Origin of the sequence: Brochothrix thermosphacta DSM 20171 = FSL F6-1036 (genome assembly GCF_036884295.1) — a bacterium.
GTDB lineage: Bacteria > Bacillota > Bacilli > Lactobacillales > Listeriaceae > Brochothrix > Brochothrix thermosphacta.
In genome coordinates this window covers 1,760,946-1,777,635 of record NZ_CP145608.1, presented here as the reverse complement: position 1 = coordinate 1,777,635, position 16,690 = coordinate 1,760,946, and the positions used below count along the sequence as shown (strand labels likewise).

The 16,690-nt window shown below is 37.6% G+C and carries 12 protein-coding genes and 1 other annotated feature (1 of these 13 running past the window's edge); of the genes, 10 read left to right on the top strand and 2 right to left on the bottom strand.

What is annotated here, in order from left to right; translation table 11 throughout:
* Positions 1 to 64: 64 nt before the first annotated feature.
* Entirely contained in the window at positions 65 to 1,921 is a 1,857-nt protein-coding gene (locus V6S17_RS08960; RefSeq protein ID WP_029092309.1) for a trypsin-like serine peptidase, read from the bottom strand.
* Between the two features lie 495 nt (positions 1,922 to 2,416).
* On the opposite strand from V6S17_RS08960, the gene V6S17_RS08955 reads away from it, so the two are divergent.
* Together V6S17_RS08955 and dtd are read left to right on the top strand one after the other, a co-directional pair.
* Positions 2,417 to 4,645, top strand: coding sequence for a RelA/SpoT family protein (locus tag V6S17_RS08955; RefSeq protein ID WP_029092308.1), 2,229 nt, complete (start codon positions 2,417 to 2,419; stop codon positions 4,643 to 4,645).
* 12 nt (positions 4,646 to 4,657) lie between these two features.
* Positions 4,658 to 5,104: a D-aminoacyl-tRNA deacylase gene (dtd, locus tag V6S17_RS08950; RefSeq protein WP_029092307.1), complete on the top strand. Its 447-nt coding sequence runs from the start codon at positions 4,658 to 4,660 to the stop codon at positions 5,102 to 5,104.
* Positions 5,105 to 5,154: 50 nt separating this feature from the next.
* Here dtd and V6S17_RS08945 read toward each other — a convergent pair whose 3' ends face one another.
* Positions 5,155 to 6,444: an N-acetylmuramoyl-L-alanine amidase gene (locus V6S17_RS08945; protein ID WP_029092306.1), complete on the bottom strand. Its 1,290-nt coding sequence runs from the start codon at positions 6,442 to 6,444 to the stop codon at positions 5,155 to 5,157.
* 505 nt (positions 6,445 to 6,949) lie between these two features.
* On the opposite strand from V6S17_RS08945, the gene V6S17_RS08940 reads away from it, so the two are divergent.
* From V6S17_RS08940 to brnQ, 8 genes are all read left to right on the top strand, one after another.
* Positions 6,950 to 8,050 carry a Glu/Leu/Phe/Val dehydrogenase dimerization domain-containing protein gene (locus V6S17_RS08940; protein WP_029092305.1) on the top strand — a complete coding sequence of 367 codons (1,101 nt, stop codon included), beginning with the start codon at positions 6,950 to 6,952 and terminating at the stop codon, positions 8,048 to 8,050.
* A gap of 85 nt (positions 8,051 to 8,135) precedes the next feature.
* A complete protein-coding gene (locus V6S17_RS08935) occupies positions 8,136 to 8,972 on the top strand; it encodes a phosphate acyltransferase (RefSeq protein ID WP_036027700.1) in 837 nt (278 codons plus the stop codon).
* Positions 8,973 to 8,998: 26 nt separating this feature from the next.
* Entirely contained in the window at positions 8,999 to 10,090 is a 1,092-nt protein-coding gene (buk, locus tag V6S17_RS08930; RefSeq protein WP_029092303.1) for a butyrate kinase, read from the top strand.
* Positions 10,080 to 11,522 (top strand): dihydrolipoyl dehydrogenase, encoded by a 1,443-nt coding sequence (gene lpdA / locus V6S17_RS08925; RefSeq protein ID WP_029092302.1) that lies wholly within the window; start codon positions 10,080 to 10,082, stop codon positions 11,520 to 11,522. The genes buk and lpdA overlap by 11 nt, the downstream gene beginning before the upstream one ends.
* Positions 11,523 to 11,547: 25 nt before the next feature.
* Entirely contained in the window at positions 11,548 to 12,576 is a 1,029-nt protein-coding gene (locus tag V6S17_RS08920) for a thiamine pyrophosphate-dependent dehydrogenase E1 component subunit alpha (RefSeq protein ID WP_080712963.1), read from the top strand.
* A gap of 1 nt (position 12,577) precedes the next feature.
* Positions 12,578 to 13,561 (top strand): alpha-ketoacid dehydrogenase subunit beta, encoded by a 984-nt coding sequence (locus tag V6S17_RS08915; protein ID WP_029092300.1) that lies wholly within the window; start codon positions 12,578 to 12,580, stop codon positions 13,559 to 13,561.
* A 24-nt stretch (positions 13,562 to 13,585) separates the two neighbouring features.
* Positions 13,586 to 14,890, top strand: coding sequence for a dihydrolipoamide acetyltransferase family protein (locus tag V6S17_RS08910; RefSeq protein ID WP_029092299.1), 1,305 nt, complete (start codon positions 13,586 to 13,588; stop codon positions 14,888 to 14,890).
* A 166-nt stretch (positions 14,891 to 15,056) separates the two neighbouring features.
* A complete protein-coding gene (gene brnQ / locus V6S17_RS08905; RefSeq protein ID WP_029092298.1) occupies positions 15,057 to 16,391 on the top strand; it encodes a branched-chain amino acid transport system II carrier protein in 1,335 nt (444 codons plus the stop codon).
* A gap of 86 nt (positions 16,392 to 16,477) precedes the next feature.
* Positions 16,478 to 16,690 (top strand) — a binding site (T-box leader); it runs 11 nt beyond the window's last position.

The following is a 16,690-nucleotide window of genomic DNA, read 5'->3' as shown; positions in this document are numbered from 1 at the left end:
GACATCCTTTCGATTATGTTATTTTTTAATGACTATCGTTGAGAATTTGGACTTTAATAAACACTTAATTATTTTCACTAGATACTGAGCTATCAACTTCTGTGTTTGTTTCGCTAGATTCGGAAATTTCAGCGTATTCACTGGAATCTGAGATAGGGAGGTCGTTATATACTTCACTTGAATCGAAGTTTTTAGCACTGTTAGTTACTTCACTGTCTTCAGAGTCAGAGGCATCAATTTCTCTAGTTTCTTCGTATGATTCAACAGATTCTACTGTTGAGGATTCTTCAAATGAATTTTGTATACTTGTTGGTAATGATCTAGTCGTGTTAGATGTAGCGTTTGCATTAAGATAACCCATCCATTTTTCTTTAGTATCATACAATGAATAATATAATACGCCATTACCTAAAGTGTAAGAATATTTGGCATTATAGACTTTGCCTTTTTTTCCAGTAGTAGAGCTTTTTTTAGTAGTGAAAAAGAAATTGGTCCAAAGCGTATAATTTTCTTTAGAAATAGTCACCTTTTTATTTAATGTTTTAGCTGAGAGAATATTAGCAGCATTTGCGTTAAGGTAACCAATCCATGTTCCTTTGTTATCATAAAGTGAATAATATAATACGCCATTACCTAAAGTATAAGAATATTTGGCATTATAAACTTTCCCGAGTTTTTCTGATGTAGAGCCTTTTTTAGCACTGGAAAAAAAGTTATTCCAAAGCGTATAGTTTTCTTTAGAAATAGTGACATCTTTATTTAATGTTATTCCTGAAAGAATTTTGACGGCATTAGCATTGACATAACCAGCCCAAGTTCCATTGTTATTATATAAGGAATAATATTTCGCGCCATTTTTATGATCGTAATAAACTTTAGCATTGTAAACCTTCCCGAGCTTACCGGTAGTTGAATCTTTTTTATTTGAAAATTTCAAATCATTCCATAATGTATAATTTTCTTTTGACAAAGTGATATTTTTATTAAACGAAATGGCTACCTCTTTATTTCCCATCCATTCATTTATCAATTTTAACTTTTCACTATTTATTTTTGTTCCATGATTGGGACCTGTTGATAGACGAGAGCCATATGCATGTACGGCAAATGCATTCTTATTATCATCATATAAAGCGCTACCACTTTGTCCACCAGTTGTATCGATATCATAGTAAACATTATTTAAATTGCTAGACGATACATTGTTTCTATATGACCACATAGCGCCATTTTTTTCAGCTGGATATCCAGTAATCGTAGCTTTATTAGCTATTTTGGTAGTTAAACCAAGGGTACCTATCTTAGAAGACACATTAGCATTCAAAGTAATCAAACCGATATCATGATCTGTTTTATTGCCCTGTACCCAACCTGAGGTAGATTTCATATTTACAGCATGATACATGCCTAATGAAGCCGTTTTTCCATTATAACCAGGATAGATTTTAATTGAGTTTGCCCAACCTCCAAGTTCTCTATTATAAAGACAATGTCCAGCTGTTAAAACATACTTAGTTCCAATAATATTTCCTGATCCAACTTTTGTAACGCCCTTTGGAAATTTAATTACTAGTAATGTAGATGTTGAGTACGGTTGGACTATAGTGTTTTTAATTTGTTTACGGTTATCTGAACCAATGATACTTTTGCTGGTGTTGAAATTATCCTCAATTATTGGAAGTACATCATCAGGAATTTCAGGTAATAACATGCTCTCCTCTTGAATTGGATAATTTGCTTCAATCGCTTTAAATTCATATAGTGAGTCATCACTATTTATTGTCGTATCTTTTGAATCTTCAACAAAAGGAACACTTACTTGGTCATTACTAATCGTGTCTAAATCATTTGTTGCTTTTACTGAATCCGCACTACCTATCCAAAAGAACAATAAGATAACTAGCCAATTAATTTTTCTCATAAGTTAATTCCCCCGTGTATCATTTTATCTATATAATACACCAGTTATATAGTTATTTAAAGTTTTGTTTATAGTTATTTTTGATTGATTATATTTTCTAAAATAGTTATTTAGTGTTTTTTTATATGCTTTTATGTGTTTTTTATTGATTTAATACTATTTATAGATACTTTTTTTTGAATTACTAGATTATAAGAAAAACATGTATGTTTATTTAGTATTTTTTAAAAAAGACTGATTATTTATTACTTTCCAAGAGTGTGAATCTGAAATTTCCTTAACAAATTATGAGCGAATTCATGTTTAAAGCGCTTGTTTTTTTTATGATAAACCTAATTAAACGACTTCACTGGAAAACAAATAGATTGTAGGCAAATCCCCTTTTTAATGCTAACAAGTTCTGATATAATGAAATATAAGATTAAGCTGTGCCGTAGTCTACAATTTTGACTGTTGGCGCAGCTTTATGCATATCCGATGAAAGGGGATGGCATTATGGTTAAAGATCAAAATTTATCAATTGAAGAAGTCATCGCAAAGGCCGCTCTTTATTTAAATGAAAAGCATATCGCATTTATAACTGGAGCCTATGAATTTGCACGTGATTCACATGCGCATCAAATTCGTAAATCAGGAGAGCCTTATATCATACATCCTATTCAAGTAGCGGGGATTCTAGTGGACCTTGAAATGGACCCGAATACAATTGCTGCTGGATTTTTACATGATGTTGTAGAGGATACAGATGTTACACTAGACGATATTGCAAAAGCCTTCAATAATGAGGTAGCAATGTTAGTTGATGGTGTTACAAAACTAGGGAAAATTAAATTTAAATCGCACGAAGAACAACAAGCAGAGAACCATCGTAAAATGTTCTTGGCAATGGCAGAGGATATTCGTGTCATTTTAATTAAACTTGCTGACCGTGTTCACAATATGCGTACATTGAAGCATTTGCCACCTGAAAAACAAAAAAGAATCGCACAAGAAACACTGGATATTTTTGCACCACTTGCTCATCGTTTAGGTATCTCGATGATTAAATGGGAATTAGAAGATACAGCGTTACGTTATATTAATCCGCAACAATATTACCGTATTGTTCATTTAATGAAACAAAAACGTGGTGAAAGAGAAGCATACTTAGATGAACTCGTTGGTGATATTGAAGAAAATCTAACTGATTTAAACATAAAAGCTGATATTTCTGGTCGACCAAAACATATTTTCTCAATTTATCATAAAATGACAAGCCAACATAAACAGTTTAATGAAATTTATGATTTGTTGGCTATCCGTGTCATCGTTGATAGCATTAAAGATTGTTATGCAGTATTAGGAATTATTCATACACGTTTTAAACCAATGCCAGGGCGTTTTAAAGATTATATCGCCATGCCAAAAGCAAATATGTATCAGTCACTGCATACTACAGTTATTGGGCCAGGCGGAGAACCGTTAGAAGTGCAAATCCGTACACAAGAAATGCATCAAATTGCTGAATTTGGTGTGGCAGCTCACTGGGCTTATAAAGAGGGGAATTCAGCTAATCTTAGTACAAGTATCGACCGCAAAATGTCATGGTTTAGTGAAATTATGGAGGTGCAAGACACCGAAAGTAATGCTCAGGAATTTATGAGCTCTTTGAAGACAGATTTATTTGCGGACATGGTTTATGTCTTCTCACCAAAAGGTGATGTGATTGAATTACCGAAAGGTTCGGTTCCATTGGATTTTGCTTACCGCGTACATACAGAAGTTGGAAATCGTACGGTAGGTGCAAAAATAAATGGCAAGATTGTCACGCTAGACTACAAATTACAAACGGGAGATATTGTCGATATTTTAACTTCAAAAACTGCGACAGGTCCAAGTCGAGACTGGTTGAAATTGGTGCAATCCTCTCAAGCTAAAAATAAAATACGTCAGTATTTCAAACGACTTGTAAAAGATGAGACTGTTGAAAAAGGTAAAGAGAGCCTTGAAAAAGAATTGCTTGCCCATTCGTTTGATCCAAAAGAATTTATGACGGATGATAATTTGGCGCATATTATTGATCGTTTTAATTTCCGTGATGAAGATGATTTATATGCAGCCATTGGTTATAACAGTGTGACTGCGTTACAAATCATGAACCGTTTGACTGAAAAAGTTCGTCGTGAACGTGCATTGAGACAGCAAGCTGATAATTTAATTGTTGAAGGTAAAACAAAAGCAGGTGCAGTGACACAATCCGATCATCATGAGCACAAAAACAAAAATGAAACGGGTATCGATATAGCAGGCGGAATGGATAACTTAATGTTACGTTTATCACATTGTTGTAATCCAGTTCCAGGCGATGAAATTATTGGCTTCATCACTAAAGGCCACGGTATTTCTATTCATCGTCAAGACTGTCCTAATGTAACGCAACTTGAGGATGGTGAGGATCGCTTAATTGATGTCTCTTGGTCAAATAACGATCTTAAGAACCATGCTAAATATGAGGTTACCCTTGAAGTTTATGCATTTAATCGTGATGGTTTACTGAATGATGTTATCCAAACGTTAAATAGTATGCAAATTAATATTAATGGCGTTAATGCAAGGTTAGATAAGCGTGAAATGGCAGCTCTTGTCGTTAATGTGATGATTAGAAATAAAGAAGAGATGCAACGTGTGATTGATAAGTTGAAACAAATTTATGATGTGTACACGGTAAGACGCGTCACGAAATAAGGAGTTTTTAGTATGAAGGTTGTTGTACAAAGGAGTTTAGCTGCCAGTGTTGCTATTTCAGGACAAACAGTTGGCGAAATTTCAAAGGGATTGGTTGTTTTTGTAGGTTTTACACATGAAGACACATCAGCGGATATTAATTATGTGGTACAAAAAATGATTAATCTGCGTATTTTCGAAGATGAAGAAGGAAAAATGAATCAATCGCTTATTGATGTTACAGGTGAACTGTTGTCAATATCGCAATTTACTCTGTTTGCCAACACAAAAAAAGGGCGACGTCCAAGTTTCACTGCAGCAGCAGCCCCTGACATCGCCTTGACGCTTTATAAAGAATTTAATGAAGCAATACGAGCAGAAGGTGTTGTCGTTGCGACAGGGGAGTTTGGAGCGGATATGCAAGTCTCTCTTGTTAACGATGGTCCAATAACAATTACGATTGATAGCAAAAATCCATAAAAAAGGAACATTCAGTTGTTTGACTGAATGCTCCTTTTTTTTTGTATTGTTTAGTTAGCGAAATAATTTGTTAAGCCGTTCGTTACGGCATTAGCAACTTTTTGACGATAAGCATCATTATCGATGGTTTGTTCATCAAAACTATTATTGATATAACCGAGTTCTAATAAAATTGAAGGGGAAGCATTTTCACGTAAGACTTGGAAATCGCCATATTTCTCACCATGATTTTCAAGAGGCATTCCTACTTTTAGTTGTGCATTAATGCGTGAAGCAAAGTCTTTTGCATTATCGTTGTAATAATAGGTTGATGTTCCTGAAGCGGTGTTGGCTTCTTCTGTGGAATCATAATGGACACTAATGAAAGCATCTGCAGCATTGTCATTTGAAATCGCTGCACGTTTGCCAAGGGTAACATAATCATCATTGGAACGTGTCATAATCACTTTGGCCCCCGTTGTTTCCAACTGTGCCTTAATAGCAGCCGCCGTTTTTAGAGCAATTTCTTTTTCATATGTACCATCAACGCCGATTGCACCAGTATCGTTACCACCATGTCCTGGATCTAGTACGATTGTCGCTTCTGATAGAGAAGAGACTGTCGGTTTCGCAGCAGCAGTGTTTTCATTCACACTTACAACCCAGTTAGCAACATATCCTTTAGAACCAGCCGCCGTTTTTACCTCATACCAACTATCTTTCGATCCGATAATATCATAAGTTGTTCCAGGCTGAGCTGTTTCTAATAATTTCCCATTAACATCTGCAGCATCGCGAATATTGGTGTTTTCTTCACGAATTGTTAATTTTTGAAGTGCGGCACTATCTTCTGTTGAAGCACCTGCAACTTCAATAAAATCAGATTTTATCCAACCCGTTACTTTACCGTAAGTGACTTGAGTCCAACCGTTTTGTGAGCTGATTACAGTCACTTCACGATTTTTGTTCAATGTATCAATCACACTTGAGTTGATATCATCCTTACTGCGAACATTTGCTAGAGTGGAAATAATCTTACCTTTAGAGTTACTTGCTGCTGAGACAGTTTCATTTTCAACTAACCAACTTGCAACCCAACCTGTTTCACCAGATGGCAAGGAAACTTTATACCATTCATTTTCCTCGTCCAATACTTTTAGACGATCATTTTTACGTGACTGTGTCGTAATGTCATAGGCAAGACCAGGCCCATTACGGATGTTAACCACTTCAGAGGTTACTTTAACCGTATTGGCCATTGTCAGCGCATAAGTCGAAACAATCGCTCCAATTACGAGTACTAATGAAAGAATAGATATCAGTAATAATTTTTTCTTTTTAATTTTGGGGCGATTCACCATTGAGACACATCCATTTCTATAGTAATTAATGAACAAGATTTAAAGTTCAATATTGTTGTGCAAATAACGAGCATTAAATAAAAAGGCAATAATCAAACAGATAAAAAAAGCGCGCTATTATCCCTTATATTTTAGCATAATTTCAAGTAAAACTATAGAAATAGCCTTCGCCTAAAGAAAATAGCCAAATAAGTAGGCCGTTTTGGCTGAAAAAACTATGTCTGATTTGTGTCTTCAAAGTGTTCTATAACAGCACCATGACAGGCTTCGTTAAAATTGACAGAAAACAGCGAATATTAGAACTTTTTAACTATGTCCAAAAAAGCACAATTTACACTATGAAAGCCCTTACATAACTAGTATAATGAAGATAGAAGAGAACGAGACAAGCAGATTTTAAATTAAGATATATGAGTCTATAGTCCGGTATATTTACCTCTTCTTCTGTTCTGTTATATTATCGAATCATTAGTCATTATAATTATATTTCTTAGGAGGAATGGATATGTTATTTGAAACAATGGTAAAAGATGGGTATGAACAAGTGGTCTTTTGTCACGACAAAGAATCAGGTTTAAAAGCGATTATCGCTATTCACGATACAACTTTAGGACCGGCTTTAGGTGGTTGTCGCATGTGGCCCTATGCATCCGAAGAAGAAGCTTTAAATGACGTGTTAAGATTATCACGCGGTATGACTTATAAAAATGCTGCAGCTGGTTTAAATATCGGTGGTGGTAAAACGGTAATTATTGGCGATCCTCGTAAAGATAAAAGTGAAGCGTTATTCAGAGCCTTAGGTCGTTATGTTGAAAGCCTTAATGGCCGTTATATTATTGCAGAAGATGTGGGTACAACAGAAGAAGATATGAATCATATGTATATGGAAACTGATTTTGTAACAGGAAGCACAGCGGGTGAAGGTTCATCTGGGAACCCAAGTCCAAAAACGGCTTTAGGAATCTACTATGCAATGAAACGTACTGCAAAAGAAGTATTTGGTAGCGATTCATTGACGAGTAAAAAAATTGCAGTTCAAGGTGTCGGTAATGTATCTTATACCTTGTGTGAGTTATTAAATGAAGAAGGCGCTGAATTAATCGTGACTGATATTAATGAAGAAGCGATTCAACGTGCGGTTACTAATTTAAACGCAACGGCAGTGGGTATCGATGAAATTTATGATGTTGAAGCAGATATTTTTGCACCTTGTGCTTTAGGAGCCATCTTAAATGATGATACAATTCCACGTTTAAAAGTTAAAGCCGTATGTGGTAGTTCAAATAATCAATTACTTGATATTGAAAAACATGGTAAAATGTTACAAGAGCGTGGTATTTTATATGCGCCAGATTATATTGTTAACTCAGGTGGCGTTATCAATGTTGCTGATGAATTGAGTGGTTACAATGAGACAAGAGCTGTCAATAAAGTAAAAGAAATTTATACGCAAATTGGTAAAGTGTTTGATATTGCGAAAGAGCAAAATATTATACCAGCGATTGCTGCAGATCATTTAGCAGAACAACGTATCGACCAACTGAAACATGTTCGTAGTAATTTTTTGAAAACTGAACATTCTTCAATTAGCCGCCGCGGTAAATAAGTAATCCTTGTCCTCTCATTGACATAATTGGAGTTGTTGTCAGTGGGGGGATTTTATATAAAAATTGAGAGAAATGAGTGGTGTTATGGCAACTAGAACGGTAGCAATAGCTGGAGCAGATGCTTATATTATTGATGCATTTGTTAAACCAGCAGCAGAAAAAAATATCTGTCACTTTATTATTTTTGGCTGTGAAGACATTGATGTCAGTGATATAACTGGCTGTCAGTATACAAAATGTGAAACGATTGATGAAACTGTAAGTGGAGCAGTACAGGCAGTACAAGCCAAAAAGGCGCAGATTATTATGAAAGGTAACATACACACATCGATGTTACTTAGTGCAATTTTAAAAAGAGAAAATAATTTGAGAGACAAGAAAGTGTTATCACAAGTTTCTGTCATCAACTTTAAAGATGGTAGCCGTCAGTGGGTAATGAGTGATCCTGGTTTGAATATTGCCCCAGACGTAGCGACTAAAATAGAGATTTCTAAAAATGCGATTGATGTTGCTAAAAATATCGGAATTACTTGTCCAAAAGTTGCTTTACTAAGCGCAGTAGAAACAGTAAGTCCGAAGATGCAATCATCAGTTGATGCAAAAGCAGTCGCTGATTACTTTGCAGAAAACCCTTATGATGCAATTGTAGAAGGCCCCATTTCAATGGATATTGCTACGGATGCACATTCAGCGGTAGCGAAAAAATATCCTGGTGAAATCCAAGGGGATGCCGATGTTTTAATTGTACCTAACATCGAAAGTGGTAATTTAATGTATAAAACGATTACGCATTTTATTCCTTCAGTAATTAGTGGTGCTATCATTGGAGCAAAAGTACCTGTTGTATTGACATCACGCAGTGACTCATTGGATAGTAAATTAGCATCGTTAGAATTAGCTATTCAAAATGTAGTTGACTAAATCATTTAACATAAAGGGGTCTTACTATGACATTTAAAATTCTTGCAATAAATCCAGGCTCGACATCAACTAAGATAGCCGTATATGAAGGCGACAAGCTTATGTTTGAAAAGACAGCGAGTCATTCAACAGAAGCACTGGCTCCATTTGAAACTGTTATAGAACAATATGACTATCGTACAGAATTTATCAAAGAAACATTAGCTGCTGAAAACATTACATTAGAATCGCTAGATGCTGTTGTAGGCAGAGGTGGCTTGCTAGCACCGTTAGAGAGTGGAACGTATCGCGTTAATGAAAAGATGCTGCATGATTTACGAGGCGCTCTCTATGGAGAACACGCATCGAATTTAGGTGCACTGATTGCGAATCGTATCAGTGAACTGTATGGCATTCCAGCGTTTATCGTTGACCCAGTGGTCGTTGATGAATTACAACCCATTGCGCGTATTTCTGGCAACAAGGCAATCGAACGTAAAAGTATTTTTCATGCTTTGAATCATAAATCGGCTGGACGCAAAGTTGCAGCAAAAAAAGGGTATCGTTATGATGAACGTAATTGGATTATCGCACATCTTGGCGGTGGTATTTCTGTAGGTGCACATCAACAAGGTAAAGTAATTGATGTCAACAATGCGTTGGATGGCGATGGGCCATTTAGTCCTGAACGTTCCGGTGGATTGCCCCTTCAACAAACGTTGGCTTACTCGCAAGAAGAGCGCTGGCAAAAAAATCCATTTTATCGCCAGTTAGTGGGTAAAGGTGGTGTGGTTTCTTATCTTGAAACCAACGATATGCGCACTGTTGAAGCGATGGTAGCGGATGGTAACACGGAAGCTAAAATCGTTTTTGAAGCGATGGCTTATCAAGTTAGTAAAGAAATTGGAGCATGTGCCGCTGTACTTAATGGTGAAGTTGATGGTATTATCTTAACGGGTGGGTTAGCAAATAGTGCAAGTTTTACTCAGCTAGTCAGTCGTAAAATCCAGTGGATTGCTCCGGTGATTTTAGAACCGGGAGAAGATGAATTACTAGCGTTAAATGAAGGAGCTCAGCGTGTCATGCACGGGGAAGAAGAGGCTCGTCAATATAGAGGAGGCGTAACAAATGGCAAATGAATATGATGTAGTTGTACTTGGAGGCGGTACCGGAGGGTATGTTGCAGCGATTGCTGCCGCTAAAAAAGGGCAACGTGTTGCCGTCGTAGAAAAAGATAAACTTGGAGGCACTTGTTTACACCGTGGTTGTATCCCAACAAAAGCACTTTTACGTTCAGCTGAAGTATTAGAAACAGTGAAACAAGCAGCGGCTTTTGGTGTTACTTTAGGTTCGGATTCAGGTTTGGAAACATCGACAATTAATTTTGTTAACGCACAAGCACGCAAGCAAAAAATTGTTGATCAATTAGAAGCAGGCGTTAAAGGTCTGATGAAAAAAGGGAAAATTGATGTCTTCTACGGAACAGGGACTATTTTAGGACCTTCAATCTTTTCTCCAACAGCTGGTACAATTTCAATCACTTATTCAGACGATCAAGAACCAGAAATGATTATTCCTAAAAGTTTAATCATCGCAACTGGCTCACAACCACAAAGCTTGCCAGGATTGAATTTTGATGAAGAAACAGTTCTTTCTTCAGATGGCATGTTGCAACTTGAGGCATTGCCAGAATCATTGGTGATTGTTGGTGGTGGCGTTATTGGGATGGAATGGGCATCAATGCTCCATGATTTTGGTGTTAAGGTAACTGTATTGGAATATGCTGACCGTATTATCCCGACTGAAGATGCAGAACTATCAAGAACATTGCAAAGAATTAAAACTAAAAAAGGCATTACGATTGTAACTAAAGCTAAAGTTTTAGCTGACACGTTTACAAAAACAGAAGATGGTATTACTATTCAAGCAGAGGTCAAAGGTGAAACAATTACTTATTCTGCTGAAAAAGTCATGGTTTCTGTGGGTCGTAAAGCGAACACAACATCAATTGGTTTACAAAATACAGCAATAAAAACAGACCGTGATTTTATTGAGGTCAACGATCATTACCAAACAGCAGAAAGTCATATGTATGCGATTGGTGACTGTATCCCAACAATGCAATTAGCTCATGTTGCGATGCATGAGGGCCAAGCTGCAGTGGATCATATTGTCGATGGTGATTCTGAGAAAATGAATTATGATCAAGTACCGCGTTGTGTTTATACAACACCAGAAATTGCGAGTGTGGGTATTAGTGAAGCACAAGCAAAAGAGCGTGGACATGAAGTTAAAGTAGGGAAGTTTAACTTCCAAGGTAACGGCAAGGCGCTTGTATTCGGCGAAGCAGAAGGTTTTATCAAAGTTGTTGCTGATAAAGAAACGAATGATTTATTAGGTGTTTCAATTATCGGACCTCATGCAACTGATTTAATTAGTGAAGCGGGTCTCGCACAAGTACTTGATGCAACACCATGGGAAATTGGGACAACCATTCACCCACACCCCACACTTTCTGAAGCATTGGCGGAAGCTGCACTCGCAGTTGATGGTAATGCCGTTCATGGATAAGGGTTATTAAAAAGGAGGAATCATGATGTTGAAAGATTCACGAGTGAAAAAAGCAAGTTTAAAAGATATGGAATTAGATAAAGAAACGTTATTAGAAATGTATGAAGTTATGTTAATGGCTCGACGCGTAGATGAGCGAATTTGGTTACTTAACCGTTCGGGGAAAATTCCTTTTAATATTTCAGGACAAGGACAAGAAGGCGCGCAAGTTGCATCTGCTTTTGCCTTTAACCGTGAGATAGATTACACGTTACCTTATTACCGTGACTTAGCCGTAGTACTTGCTTTTGGTATGACAGCAAAAGAAGTCTTGTTATCAGCATTCGGTAAAGCTGAAGACCCTAACTCAGGTGGTCGTCAAATGCCTGCTCATTACGGACATAAAGCACACCGTATTGTCACACAAAGTTCGCCAGTAACAACACAATTCCCACATGCAGCTGGGATTGCTCTCGCAGCTAAAATGCGTAAAGACCCAATTGTTGCTTATACTTCTTGTGGTGAAGGATCATCTAACCAAGGTGACTTCCATGAAGGGATTAACTTTGCGAGTGTTCACCGTTTACCTGTTGTGTTTGTAATTGAAAATAATCAATATGCAATTTCTGTTCCGAAAGAATTACAATTTGCTGCAGATAAATTATCTGATCGTGCAATCGGTTATGGCATTCCAGGCGAAACAGTAGATGGTAACGATATGGTCGCTGTATACTTGGCGTTCAAACGCGCTGTTACACGTGCGCGTGATGGTGAAGGTCCAACGTTAATTGAAACAGTGACATACCGCTTTACACCGCATTCATCAGATGATGACGACCGCAGCTACCGTACGCGTGAAGAAGTCGAAGCAGCACGTGGTAAAGATCCATTAGACATTTACTTTAATCAATTATTAGACGAAAAAGTAGCAACTCAAGAAGAGCTAGATGCAATTGAAGCTCGTGTGAAAGCAGAAATTCAAGAAGCAACAGAGTATGCTGAGAATGCAGCAGCACCAGCTGTTGAAACATTAGGTCATCACGTGTATGACGAAGATACGCAAGGAGGAAACTAATATGGCAGTTTTATCATATATTGAGGCGATTACACTCGCAATGCGCGAAGAAATGGAACGCGACGAAAATGTCTTTGTATTAGGCGAAGATGTGGGTGTCAAAGGCGGCGTTTTTAAAGCGACAGATGGTCTTTACGATCAATTTGGTCATGACCGTGTGCTAGATACACCACTTGCTGAATCAGCAATTGCAGGTGTTGGTATTGGTGCAGCAATGTACGGATTACGTCCAATTGCAGAAATGCAGTTTGCGGACTTTATCATGCCAGCTATTAACCAAATTATCTCAGAAGCAGCGCGTATTCGTTACCGTTCAAACAATGATTGGACAGTGCCAATGGTTATCCGTGCGCCTTATGGTGGTGGTGTTCATGGCGGATTGTACCACTCACAATCGATTGAAAAAATCTTTATGGGTCAACCAGGATTGAAAATTGTTATGCCTTCATCTCCAGCAGATGCCAAAGGGCTATTAAAAGCAGCCATTCGTGACAATGATCCCGTGTTATTTTTAGAGCATAAACGTGCGTATCGATTATTGAAAGAAGAAGTTCCTGCAGGTGAGCACATCATTCCAATTGGTAAAGCTAATGTAGTGCGTGAAGGAACAGATTTCACTGTCATTACTTACGGTCTTTGTGTTGAAATGGCGAAACAAGTGGCAGTTAAATTAGAAAAAGAAGGTGTCTCAACACACTTACTTGACTTGCGAACAATTTATCCTTTGGATGAAGCGGCAATTATTGAAGCAGCTAAAAAGACAGGTAAAGTCTTGTTGATCACAGAAGATAATAAACAAGGCAGTGTTATTGGTGAAGTTTCTGCTATTATTGGTGAAAACTGTCTCTTTGATTTAGATGCACCAATCGCTCGCTTAGCAGGTCCTGATTCTCCTGCAATGCCATTTGCCTCATCGATTGAAAAAGAATTCTTAATCAATACGGATCAAGTAGAAGCAGCAATGCGTGAACTCGCTGACTATTAATGCCCAAGGAAAGGAATGACACACATGGCTATTGAAAATATTAAAATGCCGCAACTTGGCGAAAGTGTTACAGAAGGAACAATTACAGCGTGGTTAGTACAACCAGGAGACCACGTTGAACAATATGATCCAATCGCAGAAGTATTAACGGATAAAGTAACAGCAGAAATCCCATCATCATTCACAGGAACAATCAAAGAAATTCTTGTAGAAGCGGATGTCACTGTCCCCGTTGGTGAAGTAATCTGTACGATGGAAACAGCTGGAGAAGCAACAACGCCAGCTCCAGAAGCTGAAACTGAAAAAGCAGCACCGACACCTGAACCAGTTGTTGAAGCTAAAGCAGCACCTGCAGCACCTGTTGCAGCACCTGTTGCAGCACCTGTTGCAGCAACAGGCGATCGTGCACGTTATTCACCTGTTGTATTGCGTTTGTCGCAAGAAAAAGGCATCGACTTAACGCAAGTAACAGGAACTGGAAAAGGCGGACGTATCACTCGTAAAGATGTCTTAGGCTTCACACCTAGTGCTGCACCAGCACCAGAACAGACGTCAGTCGTGTCTGAAACTCCGGCACCATCAGTGGCACCAACTGCTTCTGCATCTACACCGACACCAACTGTGGCTGCGGGCGATGTAACAGTGCCAGTCACACCAATCCGTAAAGCAATTGCTAAGCACATGGTTCAAAGTTCACTTGAAATTCCACATGCTTGGGTGATGGTAGAGGTAGATGCAACAGAATTAGTGAATTATCGTAACAGCATTAAAGATGAATTCAAAGCAAAAGAAGGATTTTCTATCAGTTACTTTGCATTCTTTGTAAAAGCTGTTGCTCAAGCATTGAAAAAATACCCAGAATTAAACAGTACATGGACAGGCGAAAGCATTATCCAACGTCATGATATTAACTTATCAATTGCCGTTGCTACTGACGATGCGCTCTTTGTACCAGTTGTACGTAATGCTGATGAAAAAACTGTTAAAGGTATTGGAAAAGAAATTGCTGATTTAGCAGGTAAAGTACGTACGGGTAAATTAACATCAAAAGAAATGGATGGCGGAACATTTACTGTTAATTCGACAGGATCGTTTGGATCAGTTCAATCGATGGGAATTATCAATCATCCACAAGCAGCTATTTTACAAGTTGAATCAATCGTTAAACGTCCGGTTGTTAAAGACGGGATGATTGCTGTTCGTGATATGGTAAATCTATGTCTTTCAATCGATCACCGTGTGTTAGATGGTCTTGTTGCTGGTCGCTTCTTACAAGAAGTGAAAAACAACGTGGAAGCTATTAATTCTAAAAGCACATCTGTCTATTAAGAAAATTCATTTGCGGTCACTGATCGCCACTTTAGCGGGGTCAGATTGTCAATGAAAATGGTCGTTGTTTAAGGGAAGAGAAGCTATCTTCCCTCGACAACCATCACCTTTGAATAGTCAGACTTTTTCGAAAGCTTAAGGGTGCCGAGCTGCATAGGAGGTACTTATGAATACACATAAACCATCTTTTAAAGATACGTTAACGATCGGGTTGATGTTATTTGCGTTATATTTTGGCGCAGGAAATTTAATTTTTCCCTCTTTTTTAGGTCAGAATGCAGGTTCAAATGTTTGGATTGCAGTCGCTGGTTTTTTAATAACCGGTGTAGGATTACCACTTCTGGGTTTTTTAAGTCTTGCATTATCAGGTAAAGATGATGTTCAACAATTAGCTGATGGGGCAGGTAAACTATTTGGATTGATATTTTCAATTATCCTGTATCTAGCAATCGGTCCTTTTTTTGCAATTCCTCGTACGGGAAATGTCTCGTTTGAAATAGGTGTGCATCCTTTTGTACCAGCGGGATCAGAGAAAATAGCACTGTTTGTTTTTACAATTCTCTTTTTTACATTGACGTACTTCTTGGCTCGAAACCCTGGGAAAATCGTTGATGTTATTGGTAAATACTTAGCACCAATTAAACTGACATTAATATTAATTATTATTGGTGTCGCAATAGCTTGGCCAATGGGTGCGTATCAAGCGCCAATCGGTGATTACGATACAAAATCATTCTTCAATAGTTTTCAACAAGGTTATTTAACTTTAGATACGATTGCCTCGTTTGCATTTGGGATGGTTGTGTTACAAGCTGTTCGAGCAAAAGGTGCAAAAACAAAAAAAGAAGTGACATCGATGGGAATCAAAGCATCGTTAATCTCGATGGTATTGCTGATGTTTATCTATGGTTCATTAGCATATATGGGTGCAACAAGCGTTAGTCAAATCGGTTATGTTGAAAATGGTGCACAAGTATTAGCGAAAGTTTCTGCTTTCTACTTTGGAACCTATGGCAACTTGGTACTGGGTATCACAATTATCGTATCTTGTCTGACAACGAGTGTTGGTTTAACAGTTGCAACAGCTTCGTTCTTCAATAAAATTTATCCGAAAATAGCAATAAAACGTTATGTTTTAGTGATTGCGATTTTTAGTGCTATTATTGCTAATTTAGGATTAACACAATTATTGGCAGTATCGATGCCAGTCTTGATGGTTATTTATCCTATGGTAATTTGTTTGGTGATTTTAGTCCTTACAAATGGCTTGCATGGGGGTAGTAAACCGATTTACCAACTGAGTATGTTCTTTACTTTCTGTGTGAGTTTATTTGATGGTTTCAAAACAGCAGGCTGGGACTTTGCTTCTGGCATTCAAGCTTTTTATGCGGCTTATTTACCGTGGGATAATGTAGGATTAGGATGGGTTATACCTGCATTATGTGGTGGTATTCTAGGTTATATTATCACGCGTATAAAAGGAAAAACTACAGAGACATAACAGTAGGCAATCTATTAAAAAAAGTATTTTAATTTCTTTGTATTGACTTCTAGATGAAAATATCATAGGATAGAATTATTCCATATAAATATCCGATGATTAAGAAAAGTAGATAAGAAAGTTTAGTTTAAGAGAGTAAAACCCGTGGCTGTAAGGTTTTGCACTAAACACTTTTTGAAAGACACTTAGGAGGATTTCGCTCGAACGGTATCAAGTAGAGTGAAACGTGATCAGGCGTTAACTGAGAGTGGAAAACCATCGCTGGTTTTCAATTAGGGTGGTACCACGGGTGAAAACGC